The organism is Streptantibioticus cattleyicolor NRRL 8057 = DSM 46488, from assembly GCF_000240165.1.
In the GTDB taxonomy this organism is placed as follows: Bacteria; Actinomycetota; Actinomycetes; order Streptomycetales; family Streptomycetaceae; genus Streptantibioticus; species Streptantibioticus cattleyicolor.
Genome location: NC_017585.1, coordinates 45,978 through 72,737, shown reverse-complemented (window position 1 = coordinate 72,737; position 26,760 = coordinate 45,978). Strand labels below are relative to the sequence as shown.

The 26,760-nt window shown below is 71.3% G+C and carries 30 protein-coding genes and 1 pseudogene; 17 read left to right on the top strand and 14 right to left on the bottom strand.

Features of this window, described 5'->3' with window-relative positions:
* The first annotated feature begins 19 nt into the window (after window positions 1-19).
* Entirely contained in the window at window positions 20-400 is a 381-nt protein-coding gene (locus SCATT_RS27880; protein WP_014152085.1) for a MerR family transcriptional regulator, read from the top strand.
* Between the two features lie 71 nt (window positions 401-471).
* On the opposite strand, the gene SCATT_RS27875 is transcribed toward SCATT_RS27880, so the two are convergent.
* A complete protein-coding gene (locus SCATT_RS27875; RefSeq protein WP_014152086.1) occupies window positions 472-846 on the bottom strand; it encodes a hypothetical protein in 375 nt (124 codons plus the stop codon).
* Between the two features lie 213 nt (window positions 847-1,059).
* On the opposite strand from SCATT_RS27875, the gene SCATT_RS27870 reads away from it, so the two are divergent.
* A complete protein-coding gene (locus tag SCATT_RS27870) occupies window positions 1,060-2,655 on the top strand; it encodes an FAD-dependent monooxygenase (RefSeq protein ID WP_014152087.1) in 1,596 nt (531 codons plus the stop codon).
* 174 nt (window positions 2,656-2,829) lie between these two features.
* Here SCATT_RS27870 and SCATT_RS27865 read toward each other — a convergent pair whose 3' ends face one another.
* Window positions 2,830-3,417, bottom strand: a complete 588-nt coding sequence (locus SCATT_RS27865; RefSeq protein ID WP_014152088.1) for a snapalysin family zinc-dependent metalloprotease — start codon at window positions 3,415-3,417, stop codon at window positions 2,830-2,832.
* A gap of 451 nt (window positions 3,418-3,868) precedes the next feature.
* Between SCATT_RS27865 and SCATT_RS27860 the strand changes: the two genes are divergently transcribed.
* On the top strand, window positions 3,869-4,414 hold the full coding sequence (locus tag SCATT_RS27860) for a GNAT family N-acetyltransferase (RefSeq protein WP_014626691.1): 546 nt from the start codon (window positions 3,869-3,871) through the stop codon (window positions 4,412-4,414).
* 106 nt (window positions 4,415-4,520) lie between these two features.
* Window positions 4,521-4,721 carry a hypothetical protein gene (locus SCATT_RS27855; protein WP_231904946.1) on the top strand — a complete coding sequence of 67 codons (201 nt, stop codon included), beginning with the start codon at window positions 4,521-4,523 and terminating at the stop codon, window positions 4,719-4,721.
* A gap of 158 nt (window positions 4,722-4,879) precedes the next feature.
* Here SCATT_RS27855 and SCATT_RS27850 read toward each other — a convergent pair whose 3' ends face one another.
* Window positions 4,880-5,863 carry a GlxA family transcriptional regulator gene (locus SCATT_RS27850; protein WP_014152091.1) on the bottom strand — a complete coding sequence of 328 codons (984 nt, stop codon included), beginning with the start codon at window positions 5,861-5,863 and terminating at the stop codon, window positions 4,880-4,882.
* A 131-nt stretch (window positions 5,864-5,994) separates the two neighbouring features.
* On the opposite strand from SCATT_RS27850, the gene SCATT_RS27845 reads away from it, so the two are divergent.
* Entirely contained in the window at window positions 5,995-6,957 is a 963-nt protein-coding gene (locus SCATT_RS27845) for an NADP-dependent oxidoreductase (protein ID WP_014152092.1), read from the top strand.
* Window positions 6,958-7,020: 63 nt separating this feature from the next.
* Window positions 7,021-7,683, top strand: coding sequence for a hypothetical protein (locus SCATT_RS27840; protein ID WP_014152093.1), 663 nt, complete (start codon window positions 7,021-7,023; stop codon window positions 7,681-7,683).
* A 61-nt stretch (window positions 7,684-7,744) separates the two neighbouring features.
* On the opposite strand, the gene SCATT_RS27835 is transcribed toward SCATT_RS27840, so the two are convergent.
* Window positions 7,745-8,296, bottom strand: a complete 552-nt coding sequence (locus tag SCATT_RS27835) for an epoxide hydrolase family protein (RefSeq protein WP_231904948.1) — start codon at window positions 8,294-8,296, stop codon at window positions 7,745-7,747.
* Between the two features lie 37 nt (window positions 8,297-8,333).
* Here SCATT_RS27835 and SCATT_RS27830 point away from each other — a divergent pair, with 37 nt between their 5' ends.
* Complete coding sequence (locus SCATT_RS27830) at window positions 8,334-8,894, top strand: TetR/AcrR family transcriptional regulator (RefSeq protein WP_041823760.1); 561 nt, start codon at window positions 8,334-8,336, stop codon at window positions 8,892-8,894.
* 36 nt (window positions 8,895-8,930) lie between these two features.
* On the opposite strand, the gene SCATT_RS27825 is transcribed toward SCATT_RS27830, so the two are convergent.
* The 6 genes from SCATT_RS27825 to SCATT_RS27800 all read right to left on the bottom strand — a co-directional run bounded on the left by SCATT_RS27825 (window position 8,931) and on the right by SCATT_RS27800 (window position 13,283).
* Window positions 8,931-9,245 (bottom strand): hypothetical protein, encoded by a 315-nt coding sequence (locus tag SCATT_RS27825; RefSeq protein ID WP_014152096.1) that lies wholly within the window; start codon window positions 9,243-9,245, stop codon window positions 8,931-8,933.
* A 116-nt stretch (window positions 9,246-9,361) separates the two neighbouring features.
* Entirely contained in the window at window positions 9,362-9,685 is a 324-nt protein-coding gene (locus tag SCATT_RS27820; protein WP_014152098.1) for a hypothetical protein, read from the bottom strand.
* Window positions 9,686-9,958: 273 nt separating this feature from the next.
* The gene (locus SCATT_RS27815; RefSeq protein ID WP_231904950.1) at window positions 9,959-11,377 is read right to left on the bottom strand and encodes an outer membrane protein assembly factor BamB family protein; all 1,419 of its coding nucleotides are present in this window, start codon (window positions 11,375-11,377) and stop codon (window positions 9,959-9,961) included.
* A gap of 107 nt (window positions 11,378-11,484) precedes the next feature.
* On the bottom strand, window positions 11,485-12,126 hold the full coding sequence (locus tag SCATT_RS27810; protein WP_014152100.1) for a hypothetical protein: 642 nt from the start codon (window positions 12,124-12,126) through the stop codon (window positions 11,485-11,487).
* Window positions 12,127-12,144: 18 nt separating this feature from the next.
* Window positions 12,145-12,540: a hypothetical protein gene (locus SCATT_RS27805; RefSeq protein WP_014626687.1), complete on the bottom strand. Its 396-nt coding sequence runs from the start codon at window positions 12,538-12,540 to the stop codon at window positions 12,145-12,147.
* A 152-nt stretch (window positions 12,541-12,692) separates the two neighbouring features.
* Complete coding sequence (locus tag SCATT_RS27800) at window positions 12,693-13,283, bottom strand: TetR/AcrR family transcriptional regulator (RefSeq protein WP_014152102.1); 591 nt, start codon at window positions 13,281-13,283, stop codon at window positions 12,693-12,695.
* A gap of 88 nt (window positions 13,284-13,371) precedes the next feature.
* On the opposite strand from SCATT_RS27800, the gene SCATT_RS27795 reads away from it, so the two are divergent.
* From SCATT_RS27795 to SCATT_RS27785, 3 genes are all read left to right on the top strand, one after another.
* Window positions 13,372-14,640, top strand: coding sequence for an MFS transporter (locus SCATT_RS27795; protein WP_014152103.1), 1,269 nt, complete (start codon window positions 13,372-13,374; stop codon window positions 14,638-14,640).
* Window positions 14,633-15,607: an alpha/beta fold hydrolase gene (locus SCATT_RS27790; RefSeq protein WP_014152104.1), complete on the top strand. Its 975-nt coding sequence runs from the start codon at window positions 14,633-14,635 to the stop codon at window positions 15,605-15,607. Before SCATT_RS27795 ends, SCATT_RS27790 begins: the two co-directional genes overlap by 8 nt.
* Window positions 15,608-15,780: 173 nt before the next feature.
* On the top strand, window positions 15,781-16,080 hold the full coding sequence (locus tag SCATT_RS27785) for a hypothetical protein (RefSeq protein ID WP_014152105.1): 300 nt from the start codon (window positions 15,781-15,783) through the stop codon (window positions 16,078-16,080).
* 77 nt (window positions 16,081-16,157) lie between these two features.
* On the opposite strand, the gene SCATT_RS27780 is transcribed toward SCATT_RS27785, so the two are convergent.
* Window positions 16,158-16,745: a nuclear transport factor 2 family protein gene (locus SCATT_RS27780; protein ID WP_014152106.1), complete on the bottom strand. Its 588-nt coding sequence runs from the start codon at window positions 16,743-16,745 to the stop codon at window positions 16,158-16,160.
* Between the two features lie 74 nt (window positions 16,746-16,819).
* On the bottom strand, window positions 16,820-17,194 hold the full coding sequence (locus SCATT_RS27775) for a cupin domain-containing protein (RefSeq protein ID WP_014152107.1): 375 nt from the start codon (window positions 17,192-17,194) through the stop codon (window positions 16,820-16,822).
* A 116-nt stretch (window positions 17,195-17,310) separates the two neighbouring features.
* On the opposite strand from SCATT_RS27775, the gene SCATT_RS27770 reads away from it, so the two are divergent.
* From SCATT_RS27770 to SCATT_RS27760, 3 genes are all read left to right on the top strand, one after another.
* On the top strand, window positions 17,311-17,796 hold the full coding sequence (locus tag SCATT_RS27770; protein ID WP_014152108.1) for a MarR family winged helix-turn-helix transcriptional regulator: 486 nt from the start codon (window positions 17,311-17,313) through the stop codon (window positions 17,794-17,796).
* Window positions 17,797-18,201: 405 nt separating this feature from the next.
* The gene (locus tag SCATT_RS27765; RefSeq protein WP_014152109.1) at window positions 18,202-19,161 is read left to right on the top strand and encodes a LysR family transcriptional regulator; all 960 of its coding nucleotides are present in this window, start codon (window positions 18,202-18,204) and stop codon (window positions 19,159-19,161) included.
* 167 nt (window positions 19,162-19,328) lie between these two features.
* Window positions 19,329-21,917, top strand: coding sequence for a collagenase (locus tag SCATT_RS27760; RefSeq protein ID WP_014152110.1), 2,589 nt, complete (start codon window positions 19,329-19,331; stop codon window positions 21,915-21,917).
* 85 nt (window positions 21,918-22,002) lie between these two features.
* On the opposite strand, the gene SCATT_RS27755 is transcribed toward SCATT_RS27760, so the two are convergent.
* Together SCATT_RS27755 and SCATT_RS27750 are read right to left on the bottom strand one after the other, a co-directional pair.
* Window positions 22,003-22,452 carry a hypothetical protein gene (locus SCATT_RS27755; protein WP_014152111.1) on the bottom strand — a complete coding sequence of 150 codons (450 nt, stop codon included), beginning with the start codon at window positions 22,450-22,452 and terminating at the stop codon, window positions 22,003-22,005.
* Window positions 22,453-22,618: 166 nt separating this feature from the next.
* Window positions 22,619-23,221: a TetR/AcrR family transcriptional regulator gene (locus SCATT_RS27750; RefSeq protein ID WP_014152112.1), complete on the bottom strand. Its 603-nt coding sequence runs from the start codon at window positions 23,219-23,221 to the stop codon at window positions 22,619-22,621.
* Between the two features lie 258 nt (window positions 23,222-23,479).
* Between SCATT_RS27750 and SCATT_RS27745 the strand changes: the two genes are divergently transcribed.
* The 4 genes and pseudogenes from SCATT_RS27745 to SCATT_RS40805 all read left to right on the top strand — a co-directional run.
* Window positions 23,480-24,619, top strand: coding sequence for an FAD-dependent oxidoreductase (locus SCATT_RS27745; RefSeq protein WP_014152113.1), 1,140 nt, complete (start codon window positions 23,480-23,482; stop codon window positions 24,617-24,619).
* A 243-nt stretch (window positions 24,620-24,862) separates the two neighbouring features.
* A complete protein-coding gene (locus SCATT_RS27740) occupies window positions 24,863-25,498 on the top strand; it encodes a DUF4232 domain-containing protein (RefSeq protein ID WP_231904954.1) in 636 nt (211 codons plus the stop codon).
* 171 nt (window positions 25,499-25,669) lie between these two features.
* Window positions 25,670-26,365, top strand: coding sequence for a class I SAM-dependent methyltransferase (locus SCATT_RS27735; RefSeq protein WP_231904956.1), 696 nt, complete (start codon window positions 25,670-25,672; stop codon window positions 26,363-26,365).
* Window positions 26,366-26,509: 144 nt separating this feature from the next.
* Window positions 26,510-26,752 (top strand): annotated as a pseudogene (locus SCATT_RS40805) (beta-ketoacyl synthase N-terminal-like domain-containing protein); the annotation flags it as partial.
* Window positions 26,753-26,760 lie beyond the last annotated feature (8 nt).

Here is a 26,760-nt window from a genome sequence, read left to right as displayed (position 1 = left end):
GATCCATGAGGAGGTCCGCGTGCGGATCGGTGAGCTGTCCCGCAGAACGGGTGTCCACGAACGACTGCTGCGCTACTACGAGGAGCAGCACCTGCTCAGCCCGCGGCGGCGACCCAGCGGTTACCGTGAATACGACGAGGCGGACGTGGACACCGTGCGGCGCATCCGCGGTCTGCTCGCCGCCGGTCTCAACACCGCGACCATCGCCACCATCCTTCCCTGCCTGCGCCAGGAGCGGGACCGGCTGGTGCCGACCTGTCCCGACCTCCTCGCCGACCTGCTCAGGGAGCGCGAGAGGATCACCCAGGCCATCACCGACCTGCGAACCTCCCGCCGCGCACTCGACGACGTCATCGCCGCCGCCCCCGCCGACGTCGCCGAACGCGCGGCGGCCCGCTGACCGTCGCGCTCGACGTTCGGCCGACGTCCCGGTCTCCGGCGACATCACCCGTGACGGCAGTTGCCCGTCCGTTACCGCTTCGGCCGCTGCTTCTTCAACTCGGCCACCCGGCGCTCGACATCCGGCAGGAACCAGGCCGGAACCTCGCCGGTGGCGCGCAGGTGTCTGCGTTCGTCCGCGGAGAGGGTGTCGGGCGCGATGTCCACGGCCAGGGCGTAACGGGCCTTGCGGGAACTGGCTTTGTCACGTCGCAGGTCGCCCGCGAGCCCCGCGCCGGCCGGCCCGCCGACCGTCGACCCGTTGGGCCCACCGGTCCCACCGGATGCCGCCAACACCATGAACAGCACGCCCAACGGGCCGGTCCGGCGGGACTTCTTGTCGACGTAGTCGCGTACCGCCAGCCAACATAAGCGCTCGTCGGTCACGTTGGGAACCTGCTTGCCCATCTGCGCCCCCCTGCTCCTGCGATGAAGCAAACACTGTAGTCGCGATCCCGGCACGCGGCGGCGGAATCCACCGACGTTGTCGGTGTGCAGGATCTGAGAGCCGATGGCGCCGTGGCAGTCGGATTCCACCGGTACGGGCGCGAAACGTGTCGGATATTGCTGGCCCACGGCTGGTGAATGGGCCTTGGCCGGGGCGCCGCACACGATGAGGCCATGAACATGGATTCCCGGATACCGACAGAGCGCGCCGCCGTCCTGATCGTGGGCGGCAGCATCGTCGGAGCCTCGGCGGCGCTCTTCCTCGCCGCACGGGGGATCACCCCCGTCCTCGTCGAGAAGCATACGGCGGTGTCGACCCGGTTGCGTGCCAAGCTGTTCTATCCGCGCACCATGGAGGCGTACCGCAGTGTGGGGGTTGACCAGGACGTCTACGCCGTCCAGCACAGTGTGCCGCCGGCCGATCACGCAGCGGTGGTGACCTCCCTCGCCGGGCCGGAAGTGCGGCGCTGGCGGCTGCCCGCGGCGGAGGACTTCGGTGATGTCTCGCCGTGTCCCAGCGCACTCGTCAAGCAGGCCGACGTGGAGGAGGTGGTCCGCGCCCACGCCCGAGCCCGCGGCGCCGACCTGCGCTTCGGTCACCGTTTTCTCCGCCTGGGCCGGCACGAGGACCACGTGGTCGCCCACGTGCTCGACGCGGCCGGGAAGCCGTACACCGTCCAGGCCGACTACCTGCTGGCGGCGGACGGGAACAGCAGCGCCATCCGGGAAGCGCTCGGCATCGGCCGCAGCGGCAGCGCGGTGGTCTCCCACGTGATGGAGATCGGCTTCACGGCCGACCTGCGCGAAGTCCTGGACGGCCGCCGCCTCGCCCTGGCCTGGACCGACGCGCCCGAACGTGCCTTCCTCTCGTGGAACACCGCACACGACCGCGGGACGGTGTCGGTGACGTACGACCCCGCGGCCGTCGACCCGGCGATCGCGTTCGACACCGAGCGGTGCCGTGACGTCGTCTCACGCGCTCTCGGGCTCCCCGCGTCGCGTTTCACGGTCACCGGGACCCGGCCGTGGCGGATGGGTGGTTGGGTGGCCGATTCCTACCGCGCGGGCCGGGTCTTCCTCCTCGGGGACGCCGTGCACGTCACCCCGCCGACCGGCGGCTTCGGCGCCAACACCGGCATCCAGGACGCCTGGAACCTCACGGCCAAGCTGGTGTCCGTACTGCGCGGCGACGCCGGCCCGAGACTGCTGGACGACTACGAGCCCGAGCGCCACGCGGTGGGCGCACTCACGGTCGAGCAGGCACTGCTGCGCCTCGACAACCGCGCCGAAGCGTCGGCAGGCAGTCGTCCGCTGCTCAGCGAGGCGGCGGTGGCGATCGGTTACCGCTACCGCATGTCCGACGTCGATGCGGATCGCGGCCTGCCGCAGGCGGACGAACCGGGCCGCTGGCGTGGCGAGCCCGGCACCCGGCTGCCGCACACGTTCCTCACCGGCGCGTACGACGGCGCATCGACCCTCGACCTGGTCCGCGACGGCCGCCACCTGCTGCTCGCCGGGCCCGAAGGACACCACTGGGCACGGGCCGCCCGCGCTGTGGACCCACGGGGTGCGTTCCTCGACGTGGCCCTGCTGCCCCGGCGGGCCGATGCGGGAACGTTACCGGCGGCCGACCTCTGCGGCATCGGCGACCACGGAGCCGTCCTGGTCCGCCCCGACCACGTGATCGCCTGGCGCGCCACGCAGGCCGCTCCCGACACCACCACGGCCCTGTCCGAGGCCACGCGACGGGTTCTGCGGCCGACGCGATGAGATCGCGGCGTCCCGGACGGCGGCGGGTGAGCCGGCGGCCGAATCGCGCGTTCGGCCGCCGGACGTGCGCCCGCGGACGACGCCGGATCCGGCCGCCGAGGTCGGCGCGGGCGCGCGTCAACAGGTCGGTTCTCCGGCGTGGCCGGTCCTCGCGGCAGGGGTGTTGCCGTGCGGTCAGCGCGAGTTGGTGAGGACCCGGCCGGACCAGACGTCGATCACCACCTGGTGGTGCTGGGGGCGGATCCTCGGTGTGCCGGCGGCGTAGTTCTCGTCGACCTGTGCCGCTTCGGCCGCGTCGGGCTTGGCGTTCGTGCAGGAGGTGCCGGGGCCGTGGCCGGACATGAGTTCCGAGCACGGGCCGCTGTAGTCGTCGGGCAGCCCGAGGATGTGGCCGGTTTCGTGCGCCGTGATCCGGGTCGCGTCGTAGCCCTCGTCCACCGCTTGCTGGCCCAGTTGCACCTCGCCGCTGCCGCCGGGGAAGATCGGCCCCAACGTGGTCTGCGGCCAGCCGCTGGTCGCCTCGTAGACGTAGTCGGCCGAGCTGGGGTCGCTCGCCGGTTCCAGGCGCACGTTGTGCACCGCGTTGTTCCAGTTCTGCACGGCCTGCTCGATCGGGCCCGCCCACTGACCGGCATCGCTGGCGTCGTAGGTGAGGGTGACCACAGCCGCGGTCGCGCGTGGCGCGGAGTGCGCCGGAGTGACGACCGCGGTGCTCAGCATGGCCGGGACGAGTGCCGTCAGGGCGGCTATTCGCTTGATCATGAGACTGGTGCGCCTCCTCGAACTCAGCTGCTGCTCGCAGTAAAAGGGTTCGTCGCAGACATGACAAGGTCCATTCCGGTAATCCGGCCTCGGCGGGTGTGAAGTTGGCTCAAAGTGGCGCGGGAGTTGGCGGCCGGATCGGAGCCCTGCCGGGAGAGGTCGGGGCGACGATGCGGTCGTGGCCGAGGCGGACTGTCCGTTCTCGTGTCGTTGACCGTCTGGCAGGATGGCGGGCATGGGGTGCGCTTCACCGGGTACGGTCGTCGAGCTTCGGGATGCCGAACATCTTGCGGTGTTGTGTGACGAGGCTTCCTTGTGCGTGTGGGCGGCGGGTGGACTTGAGCGTCCCGGGTCGCGTGCTTGGGCCTGCGCGGATGGTTGTGCTGTTGTCGCGGCGTCCCCGGGGATTTCGCGCCGTGACCGTCTGGCCGTTCACGGTGATCCGCAGGCTGTGGTCCCTGTGGCCGCCGTGGCGCTGCGTGAACTCGGGCCTAGTTACCGTCCGTTCGGGCCACCGCGGCTCATCGACGCCCTGGTGGAGGGGATCCCTGGGCTGCGGGTCCAAGGGGCGTTCGGCTGGATGGACACCACTTGTGGTGTTCCGGTCCCCGGCGGACCGGTGTGGCTGACCCCCGACGGCGCCGGTGATGTCACGCGGGTGATCGAGGACGGTTTCCCCAGCTCGTACGCGGCGCCAGGGGTGTCCGGCGTCGAGCGCTGGGCCGGGATCCGCGACACCTCGGGGGAACTGGTCGCCGTCGCGGCGCTTGCCTGGTCGGCGCCGCGGGTCGGGTTCCTGTCGGGGGTCGCCGTTGCCCCGGCGGCGCGTGGGCGGGGCCTGGGCCGCGAGGTGTGCGCGTTCGTCACCGCCGCGGCGGTGGAAGCGCACGGCACCGCGGCGCTGATGGTGGACGAGTGGAACGGCGCCGCCATCCGTCTCTACGAGAGTCTCGGCTTCACCTACCGTCCCGTAGCCGCGGCCGGGTTCGCGGCGTGACACGAGGTGCGAGACGGTGTGGTCGACCTGGACGGAACGGCCCCGGTGCGGGGGAGCGGTGAGCCCCATGCCATCGATGGCCCGCCCCCGGCTCCACGGTCTCCCCGTGGACGCCGACAACTGGTTCGAGGCCGAGGATCCGTGGGAGTACGGCGAGGCGGAGCCCGCCTTTGTCGCAGCGCTGCGCGTGGGTGGGACGTGCGTCACCCGCTGGGAGTTCGCCGACACCGGCGAGGCGTTGGTGGCGGCCGGCGCGGTTCCCGCCGACGGCGCACCTGCGGCTCACCGCGTCCAGGTCCGCCCCTGAACCGCCGCAGTGCCTACAGGCCGCCGGTGCCGCCAGATCCCCGCGCGGCCCCGCTGCCACGGCCGCGTGTGACTTCGCCGCCCGGCCGACGGGGAACACCGCCCGCACCGGTTCCGACGGCCGGACATCCCCACACAGCACGAGGACGGCGCGTCGCGTCAGACGGTGGCCGGTACCGGCCCGCGCCGGCCCCGGAACGTCCTGCGGTACGCCTGCGGTGTGATCCCCACCACCGCGTTGAGGTGCTGGCGCAGTGAGGCACCGGTGCCGAATCCGGCGCGGTCGGCGACCAGGTCGACCGGCCAGTCGGTGGTTTCCAGCAGGTGCAGCGCCCGCTCCACGCGCTGCCGTACGAGCCACTGGCCGGGGCTGGTGCCCACCTCGGCGCGGAAGCGGCGGGTGAAGGTGCGCACGCTGACCCCGGCGTGCCGGGCCATGTCGGCCAGTGACAGCGGTTCGGCGAGGCGTTCCAGTACCCAGGCCCGGGTGGGGGCCGTACCGGACTCGGCGGACCTGGGCACCGGGCGGCGGATGAACTGGGCCTGGCCGCCGTCGCGCCACGGCGGAACGACACAGGAACGCGCCACCTCGTTGGCGACCTCGCTGCCGTGGTCCCGGCGCACCAGATGCAGGCACAGGTCGATCCCGGCCGCGACCCCCGCCGAGGTCAGCAGGTCGCCGTCGTCCACGAAGAGCACGTCCGGATCGACCCGGGCGGCGGGGAAGAGACGTTGCAGCAGGTCGGCCTCGCGCCAGTGCGTGGTGGCGGGACGGTGGTCGAGCAGCCCGGCTGCCCCGAGCACGAAGGCACCGTTGCAGATGGCCACCATACGCGTGCCCGGGCGCACCCCGGCCAGCGCCGCCCGCAGGTCGTCGGGCAGCAGGCCGTGTTCACGTATGGTCCCGAGCCGGTGCGAGGGCGGGACGATCACCGTGTCCGCCTCGCCCAGCACCGACGCGTCGTGGTGGACAGCCAGTTCGTAGTCGGCCTCTGCCTGCACCGCACCGCCGTCCACACTGCACGTCGTCACCGTGTACAACGGCCGGCCGCGGGCGTCCCGCGCGGCGCCCAGGACCCGCCCGGCGATGCCCAGTTCGAAGGGAACGACGCCGTGCAGGGCGAGGACCGCGACACGATGCATGTCCCGATCCTTTCAGATGATGACCATCGGGTCACTACTGGACGGTCGGCGTCCCGGGCAGGCTGGGGAACGCACCGACCGGGGCGCGGCGTGGGTGCACGCCCGGTCACCGCTGTCGAAAGGATCAGGTCATGTCACAGGAGACACCGGCCCGGATGCGTGCCGTCAGCCAGGAGCGGGCCGGCGGCCCCGAGGTCCTGCGGGTCGTCGAGACCGACCGGCCGCGACCCGGACCCACCGAGATCCTGGTGCGGGTGCACGCGGCCGGCGTCAACCCCGCCGACTGGAAGGCACGGGCCCGCGGTGCCTTCCTGACCGGCGAAGTGCCGCCGTTCACCCTCGGGTTCGACGTCTCCGGAGTGGTGGAGGCGGTGGGCATCGGCGTCACCGTGCACCGTCCCGGCGACGAAGTCTTCGGCATGCCGCGCTTCCCGCACCCGGCGAGCGCCTACGCCGAGTACGTCACCGCACCGGCCCGCCGCTTCGCCCGCCGGCCCGCGCGGCTGGACCACGTCCAGGCCGCCGCCCTGCCGCTGGCCGGGCTCACCGCGTGGCAGGCGCTGGTCGACACCGCCGAGGTCCGCTCCGGGCAACGGGTCCTGATCCACGCGGCGGCAGGGGGCGTCGGCCACCTGGCCGTGCAGATCGCCAAAGCCCGCGGCGCGTACGTCATCGCCACCGCCCGGCAGGCCAAACACGACTTCCTGCGCGAACTGGGCGCCGATGAACTCATCGACTACACCACCCAGGACTTCGCCGAAGCCGTCCGCGACGTCGACGTCGTCCTGGAGACGGTCGGCGGCGACTACCCGGCCCGCTCCCTGAACACCCTGCGACCCGGCGGCACGCTCGTCTCCATCCTCCCGCTCGACCCCGCCTTCCCCGCCGACCGGGCCGCCGCCGCCGGGATCCGCGCCGCCTTCGTGATGGTCGAACCCGACCTCGCCGCCCTCCGGGAGATCGCGGCCCTCGCCGACGACGGCCGGCTACGGGTACACGTCGAGACGGTGCTGCCGCTGGAGGAGGCCGCGAAGGCACACACCCTGGGCGAGTCCGGACGGACACGGGGGAAGATCGTCCTGTCCGTGGTGTGACGGCGGCACCGCGGTGGCGGTTGGGTAGCATGCGCGCGAAGCCCGAGGAAGAAGGTCGGCACGATGTCGGACGGCATGTCGTGGATCGGCGAGCACTGGTACAGCGGTGCGATCGTCAAGGACGGCATGCTCTCGGACATCTGCCTGACGGCGGTGCGCGGTGTGGACGCGGTGGACTTCGTGGTCCGCCTCGGTGCGGACCGCCGCGAGGCCGAACACCCCGTACTCTTCAGGGACTTCGACAGGCTGAGCGTGGACCCCGGCGACAGTGTGGCGATGTTCGGCCACAGCGGCGAGTGGGCCTACGTCCTGGAGGTCGAGCGGTCCACCTGGCATCTCCTCCTCCTCGAGCGGCTGGGCCAGGACACGCTCGTGGGACGGGGCGAGGAACTCGTCTGCCTGGACCGCTTCCTGCACGAGCACCCGTGGGTGTGCTACATCGACGCAGCCGGCGAACTCGGTTCCGCCGAGCCCGGTGACAGTTTGCTGGAGACCGTGGTCCCGCCCGAGGACCGGCTCGGTGCGTTCGCCGCACTGGACGCGGCCATGCGCCGGGCCGGGGCGGTGCGGGCGACCTTCCCCGGCTGCGAGGACCCCGAGGACGAGGACGAGGAGCTGGCGAGGCGGCTGTTCGGGGCGGTGGGGGAGCACCTCGGGCTGTCGCTGCCGCGCCGGGAGATCGAGCGGGGGCTGCTGCCCGCGGTGCACCTGCCGTCGCCGCTGTGAGCGTGGTTGGTGGATGTGGCCGGGTGGCCCGCCCGGGTGGGAGCGTCCGCGAGCTGACGTTTCAGCGGCCCAGCTCGACGGCGCGGCGCAGGTCGTCGACGTAGAGCTCGGGTTGTTCCCAGGCCGCGAGGAGTTCGGCGACGGTGCCGCCCACGTCGCCGCCGGACACCGTGTACCGGGGGTGGCCGAGTTCGTCGAGAGCGTCCGCGACGATCCCGGCGATCCGGTTGGCCGACATACCGGGAACGGTGAGCGGGGCCGCGAAGGGAAAGCCCGGCAGCGCCGGAACCACCACGTGCATGTCGGCGAGCAAAGGCAGGACGCGCTCGAACCGCAGCACCGAGTCCGGCCAGCCGTGCAGCAGCACGACGACCGGGGCGCCGGGATCCGCGGACCGCTGGTGGATCACCCGCAGGTCGCTGCCGCCTGCCCGCACCGTGACCCAAGGGAGCGCGCCGATGCGTCGCTCGTGCACACCCCAGTCGTATCCGTTCGCCCAGCGTTCGAGCAGTGCGTCGAGGTGAGTGCCGCTGATGCCGCGCGTCGTGTCGTCACTCCAAGGGGTGGTGACACGACGCGTCCGCTGGATTCGTTCCAGCAACCCGTGGTCCATGTGTATCAGCGTACACACAATGTGTATGGTGATACACATGACTTCGCGTAATGCGGCCTCCACTCGCCAGCGGATCCTGGAGCAGGCACAACGCCAGTTCGCCCAGCACGGGTACGCGGCGATCACGGTCAAAGGCGTGGCCGACGCCGCCGGGGTGTCGCCCAACCTCATCACGCGCTACTTCGGCGGGAAGGAGGGCCTTTTCCTGGCGGCGACCCGGGTCGAGATCCCGGTCACCACCTCGCTCGACGGTGACCTCTCCACGCTGGGTGCGCGCCTCGCGGCCGGCATCGTCGAGCGCTGGTTCGGCGCGCCCGGGAAGGATCCGCTGCTCATCCTGCAACGCGCGTCCGGTGAACGTCCCGAGGCGGCGGAGGCGCTGGCCGCCTTCCTCGACACCCACTCGCTGGATCCGCTCCACGGCTACCTGCGCGACAGTGGCCTGGACGACGCGGACGCCCGCAACCGAGCCGCGGCGATCGACGCCTTCGTGCTCGGCGTCTCGACCCGCCGCCGGGTCCTGCGTTCCGAACTCGGCGACCCCGCCGACCTCCAGGCATGGCTGAGCGCCACCATCCAACGCCTCGCCGACGGCTGACGCACCAGACGGCCCCCTCGCACTCGGTGGCCCCGCCTACGAATCGACCTGATGACGTATCAGGTCGAGCAGCACCGCGCTGTGGGGTGTCTTCGCTTCCGGGATCTCCAAGTCGCGCCACTTGCCGTTCGGTTGGCGCGTCTGGACCACGCTGTCGGGCCGCAACGGCTTGCGACGCACCTGTGACCAGGGGTACGTCGTGTCCTGGACGATCAGTGATTCGGCGGTCACCGTGTAGGCGCCGTAGGTGACCGAGCCCGTCTCCTCAAGTCGCCGCATGGCCCTGGGGCCTTCGTCCGCCGTCGCGAGTCTCGCGATCAGCACCGCGTCCGTTCCCGAGAAACGCCGCACCTCGCGTCCTCGTGCGTGGTCAGCAGCAGGTAGGGACGGGCCTGCGTGTTGCCCGCGGAGCCCACCGCGTGGTACTCGGTCCAGTGGTACGGCACGATCTCGGGCCAGGGCAGGGCTTAGAAACCGGCGTCGGGCGCGGCGGCGGACCGCATGACCAGGCCGCCCCGGTAGACGTGCAGATCGCCGTGGAGGACCCGCGCCCTGTTGTCCCTGCTGCTGACCACCGTCAGCAGCACGAGCGCCACGAACGTCAGCACATACCCGGCGACATGCATCCCCGGTGTCCACGGCGCGAACGGCACGGCCAGCACCACACCGACGGGCGCGAGGACGATGACCAGCAGGCAGCCGACGCCCCCGGCCCGGTCGGGCTTCGCCCGGCGCGGCGTGAAGCTGCGTACGCGATCGCCGAACCCCCGCGTACGCGCGAGTTCCGTCACCGAAGTCGATGGTTCCACAGGCTTTCTGGCCATCTCGCCCTTCCCTGTCGCGGCCACGCCAGTATCCGGTGCGAGCCCATCGCTGAACAGTACGGCGATCGGGAATGTGACGGGTCCGGGATGTGAGGGGGCTTTCCGACGCATGGGAGACCTGGCGGTTCGGCGGAGCTGGGCCCTGTTGTGGAACGGAGGGGCTCCGACCGCTCATCCGAGGCGCAGAGGGACGCCGTCGCGGCGTACCGGGGTGCCCAGCGCACTGGTCACGCTGTCGGCTCAGCCACGGCGCACCCCCAGGGGCAGGACCCCGAGGCTCGTCCGGTCAGGTTCGTACGAGCCGGGGAAGGCGATGGCGAGACGGTCTCCCGTGCGTGCGGCCCGAGGGGGGTTGACGTGGGGGTCCCAGCGGAAGGAGGTGGCCTGCTCGGTCGGCCACGATGGTGCCGGCGTCACCTGACCGGTACGGGTCACGGTATGGAGCGAAGCGTGGTCGCCCGTACCGGTCAGCACTTCGACGCCGGAGTCGGTGGCTGCCGTCAGAGCGACCGAGGAGGCGCCCGGCAGTGTGGTGTTCCAGCGCTGCCGTCCGGTGGCGAGGTCCACCGCTATGACGCCGTCCGTGCGGCCGTTGGCGCGGTTGTCGCCCTTGACCAGGTACAACGTGTCCGAACTCAGGACAAGGTTGGCCGGCCCGTACACGACCCCGGAGGCGAAGGCCACCGTGTTGGTGGCGGCCCCGGCCGTGTCCAGCGGGACCGGCCGGCCCGTGCCCGCGGGCAACACGTAGAGCGAGCCGCCACCCGGATCGGCCAGATAGCAGCCGACCAGCAGACGGGAGCCACGGACGGTCATGAAGCCGGACAGACTCCGGCGCACCGCGGTGTACGGCCGCACGCTGTTGCACCCGGGCAGGGCGATCATCCCGGCCGGGCGGGACGGCGGACCGTCACCGAGGGAGAACAGCCTGGCCTGGTCGCCGCACTCGGCCAGGACGTAGACCATCCCCACCAGCGCCTGTGCCGGTCCGCTCAGGCGGCATCCGCCCGGCATGCCCGCCGGGCCGAAGTCGGTCGACCACCTCACCCGGCCGGTGCGCACGTCGACGCTGAGCAGGTCGGTGCCGCGCTGGTCATGGGTCCGGGACCCCGCGAAGGGCGTCGTCACCACGTAGCCGCTGATGGACAGTGAGGTACCGCCGAGCCGGTCGGGAAAGCCGGTGGAGCCGGCCCCGACCAGGTCGACCGGGCGTGTCCAGCCGAGCCGGCCGGAGGCCAGGGAGACGGTCTGGAGGTGATCGCACCTCTCGATGCCCGGGTTCGCGGCCCACACACCGTAGATGAAGGCGCCCGTGCCGAAGGACGTGTCGGGGCTCATGTTGCACAACAGCCCGTTCCCCGGCGGTCTCCAGGACCAGATCCGGTCGCCGGAGGCGGCGTCGTACGCGGTCAGCCCGTACTTGCTGCCCAGCACCACGGACGTCGCCGTACTCCACAGCCCCACGAAGGTGCCGGTGTCCGCGGTACGCAACGACCAGGTGAACCCCGGCCGCGCGGCGGGGGCGGAGGCGGCGGGGGCGGGAGAAACCTCGGTGGAGGACGAGGAGCCGGGGCCCCAGAACGTGAGGGCGACGGCGAGGGCGAGGATCCCGGCGATCACGCCCGCGAGCGCGGCCACCGGTCCACGCGCCCCACGCATGCGGCCGGGGGGAGGCGGGACGGGAGGCGGCCCGGGCGGCAAGGGAGGCGCGGCCGGCGGAAGAGGCGGTAGTGGTGGCCGGCCCTGCGCCTGGTGGTCGGAGGAAGTCACCGCAGTACCGCCTCGACCCGGGCGGCGAGGTCGAGCACGGCATCGGCACGCGGTGACCAGCCTCCCGCGGTGGAACGGTGGAACGTGCGCACCAGCAGGACCGGGCCCGGGGCGAGCGGTTCGACGGCCAGCAACCGGTCCACCTGCCAGGTGTGGAGATGGTCGGGGCCGACCTTGGTGGGGGCCAGGGAGTCGGCCGCGCGCACCAGATCGGCGTCCGCGTTCAACCGGCCCGCGACGCCGGGCTCCCCGGCGAAGGACGCGGGGCCGGGGCCGCGGGCCGGGCCGAGCGCGACCCGGCCGGTCGGTGGTGCGTTCAGCGGCACCGCGTACAGCAGCGGGCCGATCCCGAGGCCGCGGCGCAACGACCGGCGTCCGCCCAGGACCGTGAGGCGCAGTTCGAAGGGCCGGGGTGCCTGGCTGTCGACGTACACGAAGCCGTGCGTCCGGACCGGCATCCCGCTGAACCGTTCGCGCGGCGGCAGCAGGCTTCCCGCGGGGACGCCGGCGCTGTCGGCGGGCAGGGCCCCGGCCGGGGGCGGTTCGGCGAGGCCGAGTTCCTCCACGAGTGCCCGGGCGACGGCGGCGGACACCGTGCGGATGTCGCCCTGCCGACCCGTCCACAGGGAACCGGACATGGTTGCTCCCCCGTTCCGTCAGACCAGTCCGGCGGCTTCGTGGCGGACCCGCGCCGCCTCGGCCGTGCGGCCCGTGCTGTCCAGCAACTCACCCAGGCGCTCCAGGGCGGTCCGAAGCTCGCCGCGGAACCGGCCGGGCCGTGCCGCGGTGAGCCGGCGCCAGCGATCGGCCGCCTCCCCGGCGTATCGGAGGGCTTCCGTCCAGTGGCCCTGGGCCATCAGATCGTCCCTGTGCCGGTCGGCCTCCTGGGCGCGGCGCAACAGCGCCTGCGAGGGGTCCTCGACCGGAGCCGGCGCGAGCGCCTCCGCCTTGGCGACCTTCCTCTTGCGGCTCTGCACGCTCAACCACCCCACGAGCGCGATCAGTCCGCCCGTGATGACACCGGAGACCAGCTTGTGCAGCAATGCGTCCACCGAAGACTCCAACTCCCCCGCGATCGGGCATGACAAGGCGTCACACGCGATGCGAACACGACGGGCAGGAGGCTAGGAGCAGCCGGTGAAATCGCCGTGAAACGAGTCGCCGCGCCCCGGCGGACGGCGAAGTCCGGTTTGCCGGACGAATCTCAGTCGCTCGCACCGAGGGTCTGCGCGAGCGCGTCGAGGGTCACGTCGACGATGGCGCGCAGTTGCTCCGTGCTCGTTCCGGCTCTGCTCATGACGGCGAGGGACTGGTTCACGGCCGCGAGGTGGGTCGCGAAGGCTTCGGCCGCCTCGTCGTGCAGTCGGCCGGCCTTGAGCGCGGCGCGTAGCCGGGTGTGCTGGAGGCCGATCGCCTCCCGCGCACGCGCCGCGACGTTCGCGCTGAGCACGGGGGTCGCCATGACGGTTTGGGCCACCAGGCATCCGTCGGGCAGGCCGGGGTCCGCGATGCGTTCCAGGGTGACGTCGAAGAACGCCCGCGCGGCTGCCAGGGGCCGGTCGGCGGCGCAGGACAACGCGGCGTCGTACTTGTCTCCGTAACGCGTGGTGTAGCGCTCCAGGCAGCGCAGGAAGAGCGTGTCCTTGTCGCCGAGGGAGGAGTAGATGGAGCTGCGGTTGAGTCCGGTCGCCCGGGACAGGTCGTCCACCGAGGTGTTCGCGTAGCCGGCCCGCCAGAACTGGATCATCGCGGCATCGAGCGCCGTGGCGATGTCGAACTGCTTCTTGCCCGCCATGCCGGCATCTCCCTCGTGCTCTGCCTTCTTGGTGGAGACCATCATCTCATCTTGAACTGATCAGTCCAAGATGGGGTAGGGTGAAGGCATGGTCACGGCCGGATACCCCGCACACCGCCCAGCGCGGCGACACACGCACCGCGCGCTCGCGGTCGGCGCCGTCGCGTTCGTCTACACCGTTGTCATGGCGGGCGGAACGCTGACGATCCCGCTGTACGTGCTGTGGGCCGCGCGATTCGGCTTCGGACCGCTCACCACCGTGGTCGTGTTCGTCGCCTATGTCGTCGGAGTCGTCGGCACCCTGCTCGTGGCCGGTTCCCTGTCCGACGCCATCGGCCGCCGTCCCGTTCTCGCGCTCTCGCTCGCCCTCACGGCGCTGAGCGCTGTGGGGTTCGCGCTGGCGGACGGCCTGGCGGTCCTGCTGGTCTCGCGGGTGCTCAGCGGCGTGGCGACCGGGCTCATCACCGCGACGGCGACGTCGGCGATCGCGGAACTCGTGCGCGGGCGCAGGACGGCGGCCGTGCTGGGCACCGCGGCCAACGTCGGCGGCCTGAGTCTCGGGGTCGTCGCCGCGGGCGTCCTGGCGCAATGCGTCACGGCACCGACTCACACCGTGTTCTGGTGCTATCTGGGGATGTGCGCCGTCGCCGGCGTCTGCTGGCTGGTCATCCCCGAGACCGCGGACCGGACGGCGGCCTGGCGGCCTCGTATCCGCCGCCCGGTCCTTCCCGACGGATCGAGCCGGGTGCGGTCGTTCGTCGCCAGTGGTGTGCTCGTCGCGGCCTCCTCGGGCGTCAACGGGTTCTTCTCCTCGCTGGCTCCCGCGTTCCTGCGCGACGACCTGGGCGTGTCGAACTTCGCCGTCATCGGCGTGGGCGTCGGCGCGCTGTTCGTCAGCGCGCTGCTGGCGCAGATCGTCATGCCCGCGGCCCTTCTACGACGCGACATCGGGACGGCCCTCCTGGCCGTGGGGATGATCGTCATCGAGGCCGCGCTGTGGACCCGCTCAGCGCCGCTCTTCGTCGTCGGCACCGTCTTCGCCGGCGCGGCGGTCGGAACGCTGTTGCGACACGGACTGAGCGTTACCGACGCACTGTGCGGTCCCGGCAACCGGGCCGAGCTCAACGCAACCTACTTCTTGTTCCTCTACTCCGGGCTCGTCGTCCCGGTCCTGCTGCTCGGTTTCGCCGACCAGGCCGTCGGGACACGGGTCTCCAGCGCCATGCTCGCCGCTGTCGTCGTGTCCACCGCGCTCGTGGGCCTGGCGCTCGGCCGACGCACCGGACCAACCAGCACACCCGACACCGTCAGCAGACCGTCGACACACCTCACACCAGTGGAGGAGAACCATGAATGACCCCGCAACCGCCCCCCGCACCTTCGGCAACCCGGTCCGCGACCTGCCGCTGCCCGACCTGGCCGGTTTCACCCACCGTTGGGTCGACGCGGACGGCGTCCTGCTCCACGCGGTCGAGGGCGGCCGGCCCGGCGGTCCGGCCGTCGTGCTGCTCGCCGGGTTCCCGCAGACCTGGTGGGCATGGCGCAAGGTGATGCCGGACCTGGCCGACCGGTTCCACGTCATCGCGATCGACCTGCCGGGCCAGGGCCACTCCGAACGCCCCGACATCAGCTACGACACGCACACGGTCGCCGCGCACGTCCACGCCGCGGTCGAGGCGCTCGGAGTCTCCACCTACTGGCTGGCCGCCCACGACGTCGGCGCGTGGGTCGCCTTCTCCCTCGCCTTGACGTACCGGAGCCACCTGCGCGGCCTGGCCCTGCTCGACGCCGGCATCCCGGGCATCACACTCCCCGACGCCATCCCGACCGACCCCGAACAGGCGTGGAAGACCTGGCACTTCGCCTTCCACCTCGTGCCCGACCTGCCCGAGACACTGCTCGCCGGCCGCGAACGGGAATACGTCGGCTGGTTCCTGAAAGCCAAGACCCTCTCCTCCGACACCTTCGACGACACCGAAACCGAGCACTACGCCGCGTCCGTGGCCGCCGACGGCGGTCTGCGCGCGTCCCTGGCCTACTACCGGGACGCCGCCGAGTCGGCACGGAAGAACCACGAGGCACTGCAACAACAGCGCCTGACCGTCCCGGTCCTCGGGATCTCCAGCAGCCACGGCTCCATCCGCGACATGGCGGCTTCCATCAAGCCGTGGGCCGACCACGCCACCGGGATCGTCGTGCCGGACGCGGGACACTTCATCCCCGACGAACAGCCCGATGCCGTCGCTGCCGCGCTGACCGACTTCGTCACCGAAGGCTTGAGACCGGGCGGAAGTATGTGCCAGAACCGGCACCCGCACCCCTGACCGGCTGTCGACGTCGCTCAGGAAGCCACGTACGACGAGGGGGACGGGGCAGCGGTTACGTCGTGCGATTGCGCATGGTGCAACCGCTGTTGCGACATGCGAAGTTGCCCCTTAGATTCCTCGCGTACGGCGTAACTACCGTCGCGCCGTGGGGATACTGATCGGGAGGTTCCGTGAACGGAAAGCTCGCGACGACCACACTCGCCGCGGTCGCGGCGACCCTGCTGTCCGGGGTGGCGCTGGCCGCCCCGGCGTCGGCCGCCACTGCCGCGCCGGTCCGGGCGGTGGTGACGGCGGACTCGTCCACCTACTACGTCTACGTCACCGGGGTCAGCGGCTCGCTGGACGGCGCCCGGGCGAATGCTGGCAGCAAGCTCCCGCACGGCTGTTACTCCGAGGTGGTGGCCAGCGGCACCACCCCCGACAACAACATCTGGGTGGCCGTCCAGGGCACCTGCTCCGGGGCGCGGTGACCAGGGAGCAGCACCCGCACAGCAGTGACCGAGGGGCGCCGACCCAACCGGCGCCCCTCGGGGCTTCAAGGGGGACCTCAGCGCCCCGACGCCGTGAGCCAGGCGGACAGGGACCGGTAGAGCCGCTGGACGGGCTCGGGCCGGTCGTCGCCGTAGAGGTCGTCGACGCGGTAGCCCCTCGCGTTCAGCAGGCGGGCGAGCATGCGGTAGGAGGGGCGTGCTTGCCGCAGGGCGTCCGGATCGATGTCGATGGTGGTGCCCGGTACGGCGGGGAGCAGGGTGTCGTGCTCGTAGACGGCGTCCAGGGACGTGATCACCCAACGGCCCGACCGTCGTTCGGCCCGGTAGAGCAGGCGTGCGTGGGAGGTGAGATCGACCGGTACGCCGCCGAGTTCGCTGCGGATGTGGATGGTGGCCGGTGCCTCCGCCAGGGCCCGGGTGCCGTGGACGTCGACGACGGGTGGGCACAGGTGGTGTGTCGCATTGTCGCCGCGTGCGGCCATCTCCTCGGACTCGGTGACGAATTCGGCGCCGGTCCCGCGGAACCAGCTCAGACGGACGGCCGCGTCGGGGGCCAGACGTTCCCGCATGGCCTGCCACCAGCCCCGGTCGCGTGCCTGTCGCTCGTGGAGGATCAGTTGCGTGACCTCGGTGACTTCGTCCATGACGGACCTCTCTTCGGGATGCGGTGGTTGTCGCTCGGCGGTCACCGTGGTGGAACGGCGCCGCGGGTGCCGGGTTACCGCGCCCAGGGCGGCGGGAAGGTCGCGTCGCCGACGGTTGCCTTCATGCCGGCCGAGGTCACGGCGGTGACCGTCGTGGGGTTGTCGGGGCAGGCGTTGCCGATCCGCAGGACGGCGTGGGCGGGGACGATGACGGCGTCGCCCGGTCCGGCGAGCACCTCCTCGCCGGCGATCTCGGCCGAAACCTTGCCGGAGACGACGACGAAGACCTCTTCGCGGTCCATGTGGTGGGCCTCGCTGCGAGCGCCCGGTGCCAGGTCCAGCGCCCAGACGGCCAGTTCGGTGCTGCCGCGCGAGGGAACGGCGAGTGGGCGGAAGGTGAAGCCGTCGCGGTCGAAAACCGGCGCGTCGGCGAGCGTGGACAGGGGCATGGGCGTTCCTTCGGTCGGATATAGTCAAGACGTTTGACCACTTCAACGTAAGCCTTGCGCCAGGATCAGGTCAACCTTGTTGACCATATGTCCCGGCGAGCTATTCGGGAGCAGCCATGCCGCCCACCTTCGACCCCGCCGACCCGCGTCCCGGCCAGGTGCCGCTGCTGCTGGCCGTCGTCCACCGGGCGATGACCGACCGCTTCCACGACCGCCTGACCGAACTCGGCCGCGAACCGCTGCGCCCCGCCCACGGCTACACCTTCCGCTATCTCGCCGCCCACCCCGGCGCCACCACCGTCGACCTCGCGGCCCACCTCGGGATCACCAAGCAGGCGGCCTCGAAAGCGGTCGCCGAACTCCAGGAATGGGGCTACCTCCGACGCCGCCCCCACCCGACCGACAAACGCGCCCACCAACTCGTCCTCACCGAACGGGGACAGGACTACATCAGCCTCGCCGACCGGCTGTGGGCGGAGGTCGAACAGCAACTCGCCGACATCATCGGCCCCGACCGCCTCGCCGCACTCAGCCACGACCTGCGCGCCTACATCCACCACGTCTACGGCGACCGGCCCGTCCCGTTCCGTCCGGTGTGGTGACGTCCCGCACGTGCTGTCAAACCCGGGACACCACCTCGTTCTCGACGTTCCCGGAGGCGGTCCGATGTCGTGTGGGCACTCTCGTTCAGGCAGGACAGGCAGGATGTCCACAACACCGCCGTGGACCACGAAGACTTCGCCGAGGAGGGCGTCCCCGTCCTCGTGGAGTGGGCCCGGGCAGCGCGCGGGCGACGCGGCGCCCCATAGCCGCCCTGGAGGGGGCGGCCCCGGCGCGCCCTCCTCCCGTCCGTCCGGATCGGCACGGCGCGGGACGGGCGGGGTTGACGTGGCATGTACACGGAGCAAAGGTGAGCGGCACTACACCTGACATGTCATGTGTACCATTGCACATTTTACGTGATGGCCGTTGGGCAGGCGGGCCGTCCGCGGGCAGGGGAGGGGCTCATGGAGTTGGACCTTCGGCACCTTCGGGTGCTGTGCGCGATCGCCGACACCGGGAGCGTGGGCCGGGCCGCCGCGGCGCTCGGCGCTTCGCAGCCGGCGACCAGCACCCAACTGCGCAGGATCGAGCGGCACTTGGGCGCCCCGCTGTTCGAGCGCCTGGCCTCGGGCGTCGCGCCGACCTCCTTCGGCGTCGAGGTGCTGACCGCCGCGCGCGACATCCTGGCCCGCGCCGACCGCCTCGGCCGTCGGCCTACCGCGGGCACCGCGCACGTCCCCCGGGAACTGCGCATGGCCGCGACCATCACCCCCGTCCTTCCCGGGCTGCTGCTGCGGGTCCGGCACCAGCGGCCCGACCTGCGGTTCACGGTCAGCTCCGTCTACCGCTCCTCGGACATCGTCGAGTTGCTGGAGCGGAGCAAAGCCGACATCGCCATCGCCGTGGACTACCCGGGCATGGAACTGCGGCACTCGGAGGCCGTCGCGCACCGCGGCATCGTCACCGAGCCGGTCTTCGTGGCACTGCCGGCCGGTCACCCCCTCAGGCACCACACCGACATCACGCTGGCGGACCTGGCCGGGGAGGCGTGGTTCCTCACGCCCGACGACGGCACCGGCTGGCACGAGGTCTTCTACGGAGCGTGCGCCGCGGCCGGCTTCACCCCGGCGACGGTCCACGAATTCCTGGGCGGACGGCAGGAGTTGCAGGACCTGATCGCGGCCGGACTCGGTGTCTCCGTCGTCCAGGCGACCACTCGGCCGCTCGGCGACGTGGTCGTCAAACCGCTGGCCGGTACGCCGATCTGGGTCCGCTACCTGCTGGCCTGGCGCCGCGCGGCGGTGAACGGCGAGGTCGTGGAAGCCCTGTTCGGGGCCGCGAACACGACCTACCGGGATCTGATCACCGGCTCGCCGCACTTCCAGGCATGGGCCGCCCGGACCTACCGGGCGGCCCGTCCATGACCGGGCCGTCACCGATCACCTTGCGGCCGAGACGTGTTATGGCAGACGCCGACGACGTCATATGACCTGTGACATTGTACTGGCATCCGCCCGGTGACAGGATGCACGTCACCTCCCAGCCCCCTTCCTGATGCTCAGTGAGGTCCCCCACCGGAGAAGGACAAGCCGTGCGTCTGCGCATACCACTCCCCACACTCATGGCCGGTTTCATCGCCGGCTGCACCGCCGTCGCCACCCTGCTGCCCACCACCGCGCTCGCCGGGCCCGGGCCCGCCTCCGCCCCTCCGGCGGCCTCCGCCTCCCGCGCCGTCCCGAAACCGCTCGGCCCCGTCGTCGCCGCGCACCCGGCGGACGCCGCCCCGGTCGCCGCCCCGCTGCCACCGGCCCTGCTCGGCCAGGCCGTGATGGGTCTGCCGGCCGGAACCGCCGTGCAGACCACGCCCCGCCCCGCGACGCGGGAGGCGTCTTTAGCCGAGCCGGCCCCGGCGAGACCCGGGGCCCGCCCCCACCGCACCGCGACCCCCGCCGCACAGAGCTGCACCCCCGCGGACTTCGGCAGCCGCGGCGGCTCCAGCCTGGTCTCCTACGTCAAGGGCTCGACCACGGACTGCGTCAACACCCTGTTCGACGTCACCGGCACCGACGCCGGCGACATCTTCAAGGAGCAGCAGATGCTCACCGTCGCCAACGCCTTCCAGGGCCTGGCGGCCGACTACACCGGGGACGACTCCACCGGCATCTGGCAGCTCGCGCTCTTCTTGAGAGCCGGCTACTACGTCCAGTCCTACAACACCGGCGCCGTCGGCGACTACGACGCCACGCTCTCCAACGCCGTCAAGGCCGGACTCGACGCGTTCTTCGCCGATCCGCACTCGGCCGACGTGGACGACGACAACGGCAGCGTGCTCTACGACGTCCTGGTCCTCACCGACAGCGCCAACCTGCAGGCCGACTACCTGGACGTCTACCAGCGGGTACTGAACGGCTACAACAACTCCTACAACGCGTTCCCGACGATGGCGAACGCCGTCAACGCCGTCCTGTTCGCCCCGTTGTGGCGGGCCAACTGGAACCCGGACTTCGTCAACGCGGTCGACGCCGACCCGGGCATCGTCAACACCCTCAGCGGCTTCGCGCTCCACCACGAGGACCTGCTCGGCGGGGCGGACTCCTTCCTGGACGTCAACGCCGGCAACGACCTGGCCCGGATGGCCGGTGACGGCGCCACCACCGAGGCCGTGGCCAGGCCCGAGGTGAAGGCGGTGCTCGACTCCGCCCGGATCACCGGCACGACCGGCCCGCTCTACGTGCACACCGCCTACCAGGCGGACGCGTTCGACGGCGCCCGGTGCTCGTACTACGGCACTTGCGACCTGCCGGCCAAGCTGACCGCGGCCGTCCTGCCGCACACCCTGGTCTGCGGCAACCGCACCATCGAGACGGAGGCCCTCTCGCCGTCCGGCCTGGCCGCGGTCTGCCGCAGCCTCGAAGGCGAGGACACCTTCTTCCACACCATGGTCAAGGACCAGGGCCCCATCCCCGGACAGTACGACAAGACCGTCACCCTCGCGGTCTTCACCGACCAGGCCGACTACGTCACCTACTCCTGGGCCATCTTCGGCAACTCGACCGACAACGGCGGCGAGACCCTGATGGACCCGACCGACCCGAACAACCAGGCCGTCTCGGTGATGTACCAGAAGCCCTGGAACGACGGCTTCACCGCCAACGTGTGGAACCTCAACCACGAATACACGCACTACCTCGACAACATCTACGATCTGAAGGGCAGCTTCCCCACCGAGACCTCCGTCCCCGACGTCTGGTGGATCGAAGGGGTCGCCGAGTACGAGTCCTACGCCTACCGCGGCACGACCGACACCGAGGCGATGGCGGAAGCGGCCAAGCACACCTACAAGCTCAGCACGATCTTCCAGAACACCTACGACAACTCCGACACCGTCCGCACCTACCCGTGGGGCTACCTCGCGGTCCGGTACATGTTCGAGAAGCACCCGTCCGACATCCACGCCATGCTCGGCCACTTCCGCACCGGTGACTACCAGGGTGGCTACGCGGTCTACCACGCAATCGGCACCGCCTACGACGCCGACTTCGACAACTGGCTCAACGACTGCTCGCAAGGCGGCTGTTACGCCCCCGGCCCGACGGCCCGCTTCAGCCAGTCGGTCAACGGTGCCACGGTCAGCCTGACCGACAACTCCGTGGAGACCGGCAGCTCCGCGCGGATCACCTCGTGGAACTGGACCTTCGGCGACGGCACCTCGTCCACCCTGCGGAACCCGACCCACACCTACTCGGCCGCCGGCACCTACGTCATCGCGCTCACCGTCACCGACAGCGCCGGCAAGTCCGCCAGCACCCCGGCCTCGGTCACCGTGACCAGCGGCGGCGGCTCCACCCTGCCCACCTGCGCCGACCCGCGCACCGACGCGATGGGCCGGAACTGCTCCCGCGCCAACCGCGCGACGACCGCCGGCAACCTGGACTACATGTACATCTACCTGCCGGCCGGCACCACCACGCTGAACGTCTCCGCATCCGGCGGCACCGGCACCGCCTACCTGTACTACAACGCCGACACCTGGGCCTCGCCGACCGCCTTCACCGCCTCGTCGACCAACCCCGGCACCACCCAGCACATCACCGTCACCAACACCACGGCCGGCTACCGCTACATCAGCCTCTACGCCAAGACCGACTTCAGCGGCGTGACGGTCAGCACGCGGTACTGACCGGTTCCCGATGGAAGCCGGGCCACGGCTCCGCGCCGTGGCCCGGCTCGTTCGTTCCCCGCCGTCCTGGTGGACCGCGTCTGGGTCAGTCCCAGACCGTGCACCTCGTCACCCCGGCATGGTGGCCGCAGGCGCGCATGGACCGGCCGGAGACCGGGTTGTTGGCCCTGGTGAGGGCGTCGTGCCCGCTGGCGACCCGGTTGGGACCGCACACGTGCCAGTCGCGCCGGCCGTTGTCGGACCAGTCCAGCCATACGGTGTCGCCCACCGCCGCCTGCCGGATGCGGGCCCGTTCGAGCACCTGCGCCGGGGTGGTGCCCGCGCGGAGCTCCACCACGGCGGAGCCGACGCGTACCGAGTGCTCGGTGACGGGCGGGCTGAGGAAGTCCTGGTGGGGGTTGGCGTTCAGCCCGCAACTGTGGTTGATGACCCCGTCCGGCGAGGCCGTCGCGGTGGCGGCGTGCGCGGCGGAGGGAAGGACGGCCATGCCGAGCCCGAGTACGGCGGCTGCGGCAGCGCGTGCGGTGCGGCTCACGGTGCTCCTCCTGGGACGACGCGACCGGCGGCCGGCCGGGTCGGCCTCCTCGCTCCTACCCGGCGCCGACTGTCGGCAAAGCGTGGCGCACCATGTGTGATCATTCCGTGACGCATTGGTACGGACCGCCCGCTCCGGGTGACCGGTCGACGGGTTCCGGTGGGACTCATGGGCCCTTTGGCGTCTCGTGGCGGTCGGGGGGCTGCCAGCCGTTGGTGAGGATGTCGAAGACTTCCTCGACGGCCGCTCTGCGGTCCTTCTGTCGTTGGGCGAGGGTGGGGACCTCCAGGACGAAGCGGGCCAGGGCGGTGCAGGCGAGGTTGTCGTGGTCCACGCCGTACTCGTCGGCGATGGCCGCGCCGAGGGTGTCAGTGTGCCGGGTCCACATGCGTTCGGCGTAGGCGCGTAGCGCCGGGGTGGAGTTGACCAGGCGGGTGAACTCCGCTGCCCGGGGGTGCGCGGCGATCGGCAGCCAGGTGGCGAGTACGTGCTCGCGCAGGGCGTCGAGGACGCTCTGGCCCGCGGGCCGTTGACGCACGGCCGCGGCCAGGTGCGCGTCCGTGCTCTCCTCCTGGTCGAACACGAGGGCTTCTTTGCCGGTGAAGTGCTTGAAGACCGTGGCGGTCGACACGTCCGCGGCTTCGGCGATGTCTTTGATGCTCACCTGGTCGTAGCCGTGTTCCAGGAAGAGTCGGAGTGCGGCGTCGGCGATCGCCTGCCGGGTGGCGGCCTTCTTGCGCTCGCGGCGGCTGACAACGGGCTCGGTCATGCCGTGAGCCTATCCGAAAGTGCCATCCAAAGAAGAGTTGTCACGTTCTACTTTTCTTCGTACTCTACTTTCAGAGATCGCGGAGCAAACTCCGTCCCGCGGGCCCCTGGGCCGCGCGGACGAGACACCGCGGTCCCACCGCGGCGACCGATCCGACGACCGCCGCCTGCCACGGCACGTCACGCGCCCGATTCCCAGCGCCGGCGACGTCACCTCCGGCCGCGACATCCCACCCGTCCCTCAGCGAAGGACCGACCCATGGTTTCTCCGAACCCCAGGCACGCCCGGATCAGCGTCATCGGAGCCGGACCCGGCGGGCTGACCTGCGCCCGCATCCTCCAGCGGCACGGCATCGCGGTCACCGTTCACGACCGCGATGCCGGCCCCGACGCACGCGACCAGGGCGGCACCCTGGACCTGCACGCCGACAACGGCCAGATCGCTCTGCGTGAAGCCGGCCTGCTCGACGAGTTCTTCGAGCTGGCCCGCCCCGAAGGGCAGGAGATGCGCCAGATGGACCTGACGGGAACGATCACCTCCCACCAAGTCCCCGAGCCCGACGAGCGGTTCAAGCCGGAGATCGACCGCGGCCAACTGCGCGACCTGCTGCTCGGCTCCCTCCAGCCCGGCACGGTGCGCTGGGGCCACGCCCTCGACCGCGTCGGCGGACCCGCCCAAGGGCCGCGCCTGCTGCACTTCGCCGACGGCACCACCGTCGAGGCCGACCTGGTCATCGGGGCCGACGGCGCCTTCTCCCGGGTGCGCCCGGCCGTCTCGCCGGCCGTCCCCGAATACAGCGGGGTCAGCTTTCTGGAGGCGTGGTTCTCCGACGTCGAAGCCCGTCACCCCGACATCGCCGAACTGGTCGGCCAGGGCGGCGCGCACGCCGCCGACGGCGAGCGCGGCATGTTCGCCCAACGCAACAGCGACGACCACATCCGCGTCTACCTGATCCAGCGCGTTCCGGCCGACTGGATCGCCGCGGGCGGCCTGACATCCGAGGACACCGACGCCGTCCGCGCCCTGCTCCTGGAGCGCTACGCCCACTGGTCGCCCCGCCTGCGGCAGATGATCACCGACAACGACGGCCCCTATGTCGACCGCCCGATCTTCGCCCTGCCCGTACCCCACACCTGGGAACACGACCCGACGGTGACCCTGCTCGGCGACGCCGCCCACCTCATGCCGCCACTGGGCGTCGGCGTCAACCTCGCCATGCTCGACGCGAGCGACCTCGCTCTGGCCCTGGCGAACGCGGCGACCGTCGACGACGCCGTCCACGCCTACGAGAAGACCATGCTCCCCCGCGCGGCCGAGATCGCCCGAACCCTCGAAGGCGGCGCGGAGCACCTGCTGGCCACCGAGTTCCCCGACTTCGGTGAGGACGACCACCAGTAGTGAGCCACGTCGTGGGGACGACCTCCGGGGGGTGGGCGAGGCTCTTGGCCCGGACGAGGCCCAAGAGCCGTTTGTCGCCGGGACTTTGACGTTGTGTCGTAGGGCTGTAACGGGCGCCGACCTGGGCGGTCGCGTGTGCGAAAGTCGTTGCCGTCAGCAGCGATCGTGTTCGTCCAAGGGTCGGACCGGACAGGTCGCCGCCGGATGCGGGGGGATGTCGAAAGTGAGAGAGGTATGGACACCATGCGTACGAAGACCGCCCGCCGAGCACTGTCGGTCACCGCACTCGTCGCCGCGGGGCTGGCGCTGACCGCGTGCGGTCCCCATGACCCGGCCGGCGCCGCGGGTCCTTCCTCCGGCGGCTCGAATGCCACCCAGTCCTCCACCGGGGGTACGACCTCCGCCTCGAACGGGTCGGCTGCCCAGTCCGGCACCGGCTCCAGCTCCGGCACCGGCTCCGCGGGAACCGGCTCCAGCGGCTCCTCCTCGGCGGCCTGCCACACCGCGAACTTGTCGTTCAGCAGTTCCTGGGGCATGGCCGAGGGCGAGGCGCTGATCAACATGAAGAACATCGGGTCCACGACGTGCTCCATGCACGGCTTCCCCGGCGTGGACCTCAAGGGCCGGGACGGCACGGTCAGCGCTGCGCGCAGCACGACGACCGTGCCCACCGTCAGCCTCTCGCCGGGGCAGACCACCCACTTCACCCTGCACTTCCCGCCGAACCACACCGGCGGCAGCGGGGTGACGTTCACCGACGTCGTGGTCACCCCGCCGAACGAGACGCACTCCCACACCATGTCGCTGGGTATCAACGTCCCCGCCGACAGCAACTCCTCGCCCGCCATCACGGTGGACCCCGTGGGCGCCGGCAAGTAGGTCGAGACTCAACCACGAGAGGTCCATCGTTGACTCGACTCGAACCCACAACCCGGCGCCGGCCCGGATCCGAGGCGGCGCCCGGTTACAAGGCCGGGGCCTTCGGCCATCGGAGGAACGGTGAGCAGGGCAGGCTGCGTGCCCTGGAGGACCTGTGGGACCCCGCACTACTTGAGACAGGCGGGCCTGCCCGCCACGGCCCGCTGTCTGGAAGTCGGGGCAGGCGCCGGGTCGGTGGCCCGGATGCTGGCCCGGATCTGCCCGAGCGGTGAGGTCACCGCGTCGGACATCGACACCCGCTTCTTCGAGGAGCTGGCGGCCGAGGAACGCATCACCGTCCTGTGCCACGACGTGACCCGGGACGGCTTTCCCGCCGGCTCCTTCGAGGTGATCCACGCCCGGATGGTCCTGTGCCATCTGGCCGACCCCGCACGGGAGTTGGCCGCCATGGCCGAGTGGCTGGCCCCCGGTGGACTGCTCCTGGTCGAGGATCTCGACCTGGGGCCCGCCGATGCCTCACCCCACCCCGTGATGCGTCAAGGGCTGCACGTCGCCGAGCGGACCCTCGGGGGCTCCCAGGGCAGCGATCTCCGCCTGGGCCGGCGGTTGCGAGCCCTGGTGACCGACGCCGGTTTCACCTCGGGCGGCATGGGGGTGCAGCCGGTGATGATCGGTGACGGCGGCCCCGCGGACGAGTTCTGGCGTCTGTCGTTCGCCCAACTCCGCGACTTCCAGGCCCGGGACAGCTCCCCGCTGGCCGGCGAGTTGGACGCGGCGCTCTCCTTGATCGACCATCCGGACTTCACCGACCTCGGCATGCACGCCGTCTCCGTATGGGCCCGTAAGCCCGGACAGCCGACCGGGTAACCCCTCGGCCTGGACACCTGCGGGCGTGGACACCGCCGCCCCGGTCCCCGCACCTCCCTCAGCGCTTGAGCGCTGCCCCGACACGCCTTGTTGTCGCCTCATCATCCCTGAGACCGAACCCGCGCCGCTTACGTGGAGGCCTCCATGGCTGAACCCCGTCCACCCGCTCCGGACACCTCCACCGCCGCTGTGCCTGCTGACGCGGTGGCGGTGATCGGGGTGGGCCTGCGTCTGCCGGGCGGCATCCACCGCCTGGACCAGCTCGGCCAGGCCCTGTTCGAAGGACGCGACCTGGTCGGCGCCATGCCCTCGGACCGCTTCGACATCAGTGCCCATCAAGCCCGTCGTCCAGGGAAACCGGGCACGTTCCACTCCACCGCGGGTGGTTTCCTGCC

Excerpts from the sequence above, each read along its gene's own strand:
- SCATT_RS27875 (WP_014152086.1), bottom strand. The coding sequence starts at position 846 with ATGGGCAAGCAGGTTCCCAACGTGACCGACGAGCGCTTATGTTGGCTG.
- SCATT_RS27870 (WP_014152087.1), top strand. The coding sequence starts at position 1,060 with ATGAACATGGATTCCCGGATACCGACAGAGCGCGCCGCCGTCCTGATC.
- SCATT_RS27865 (WP_014152088.1), bottom strand. The coding sequence starts at position 3,417 with ATGATCAAGCGAATAGCCGCCCTGACGGCACTCGTCCCGGCCATGCTG.
- SCATT_RS27850 (WP_014152091.1), bottom strand. The coding sequence starts at position 5,863 with ATGCATCGTGTCGCGGTCCTCGCCCTGCACGGCGTCGTTCCCTTCGAA.
- SCATT_RS27845 (WP_014152092.1), top strand. The coding sequence starts at position 5,995 with ATGTCACAGGAGACACCGGCCCGGATGCGTGCCGTCAGCCAGGAGCGG.
- SCATT_RS27840 (WP_014152093.1), top strand. The coding sequence starts at position 7,021 with ATGTCGGACGGCATGTCGTGGATCGGCGAGCACTGGTACAGCGGTGCG.
- SCATT_RS27835 (WP_231904948.1), bottom strand. The coding sequence starts at position 8,296 with ATGGACCACGGGTTGCTGGAACGAATCCAGCGGACGCGTCGTGTCACC.
- SCATT_RS27830 (WP_041823760.1), top strand. The coding sequence starts at position 8,334 with ATGACTTCGCGTAATGCGGCCTCCACTCGCCAGCGGATCCTGGAGCAG.
- SCATT_RS27815 (WP_231904950.1), bottom strand. The coding sequence starts at position 11,377 with ATGCGTGGGGCGCGTGGACCGGTGGCCGCGCTCGCGGGCGTGATCGCC.
- SCATT_RS27810 (WP_014152100.1), bottom strand. The coding sequence starts at position 12,126 with ATGTCCGGTTCCCTGTGGACGGGTCGGCAGGGCGACATCCGCACGGTG.
- SCATT_RS27800 (WP_014152102.1), bottom strand. The coding sequence starts at position 13,283 with ATGGCGGGCAAGAAGCAGTTCGACATCGCCACGGCGCTCGATGCCGCG.
- SCATT_RS27795 (WP_014152103.1), top strand. The coding sequence starts at position 13,372 with ATGGTCACGGCCGGATACCCCGCACACCGCCCAGCGCGGCGACACACG.
- SCATT_RS27790 (WP_014152104.1), top strand. The coding sequence starts at position 14,633 with ATGAATGACCCCGCAACCGCCCCCCGCACCTTCGGCAACCCGGTCCGC.
- SCATT_RS27780 (WP_014152106.1), bottom strand. The coding sequence starts at position 16,745 with ATGGACGAAGTCACCGAGGTCACGCAACTGATCCTCCACGAGCGACAG.
- SCATT_RS27775 (WP_014152107.1), bottom strand. The coding sequence starts at position 17,194 with ATGCCCCTGTCCACGCTCGCCGACGCGCCGGTTTTCGACCGCGACGGC.
- SCATT_RS27770 (WP_014152108.1), top strand. The coding sequence starts at position 17,311 with ATGCCGCCCACCTTCGACCCCGCCGACCCGCGTCCCGGCCAGGTGCCG.
- SCATT_RS27765 (WP_014152109.1), top strand. The coding sequence starts at position 18,202 with ATGGAGTTGGACCTTCGGCACCTTCGGGTGCTGTGCGCGATCGCCGAC.
- SCATT_RS27750 (WP_014152112.1), bottom strand. The coding sequence starts at position 23,221 with ATGACCGAGCCCGTTGTCAGCCGCCGCGAGCGCAAGAAGGCCGCCACC.
- SCATT_RS27745 (WP_014152113.1), top strand. The coding sequence starts at position 23,480 with ATGGTTTCTCCGAACCCCAGGCACGCCCGGATCAGCGTCATCGGAGCC.
- SCATT_RS27740 (WP_231904954.1), top strand. The coding sequence starts at position 24,863 with ATGCGTACGAAGACCGCCCGCCGAGCACTGTCGGTCACCGCACTCGTC.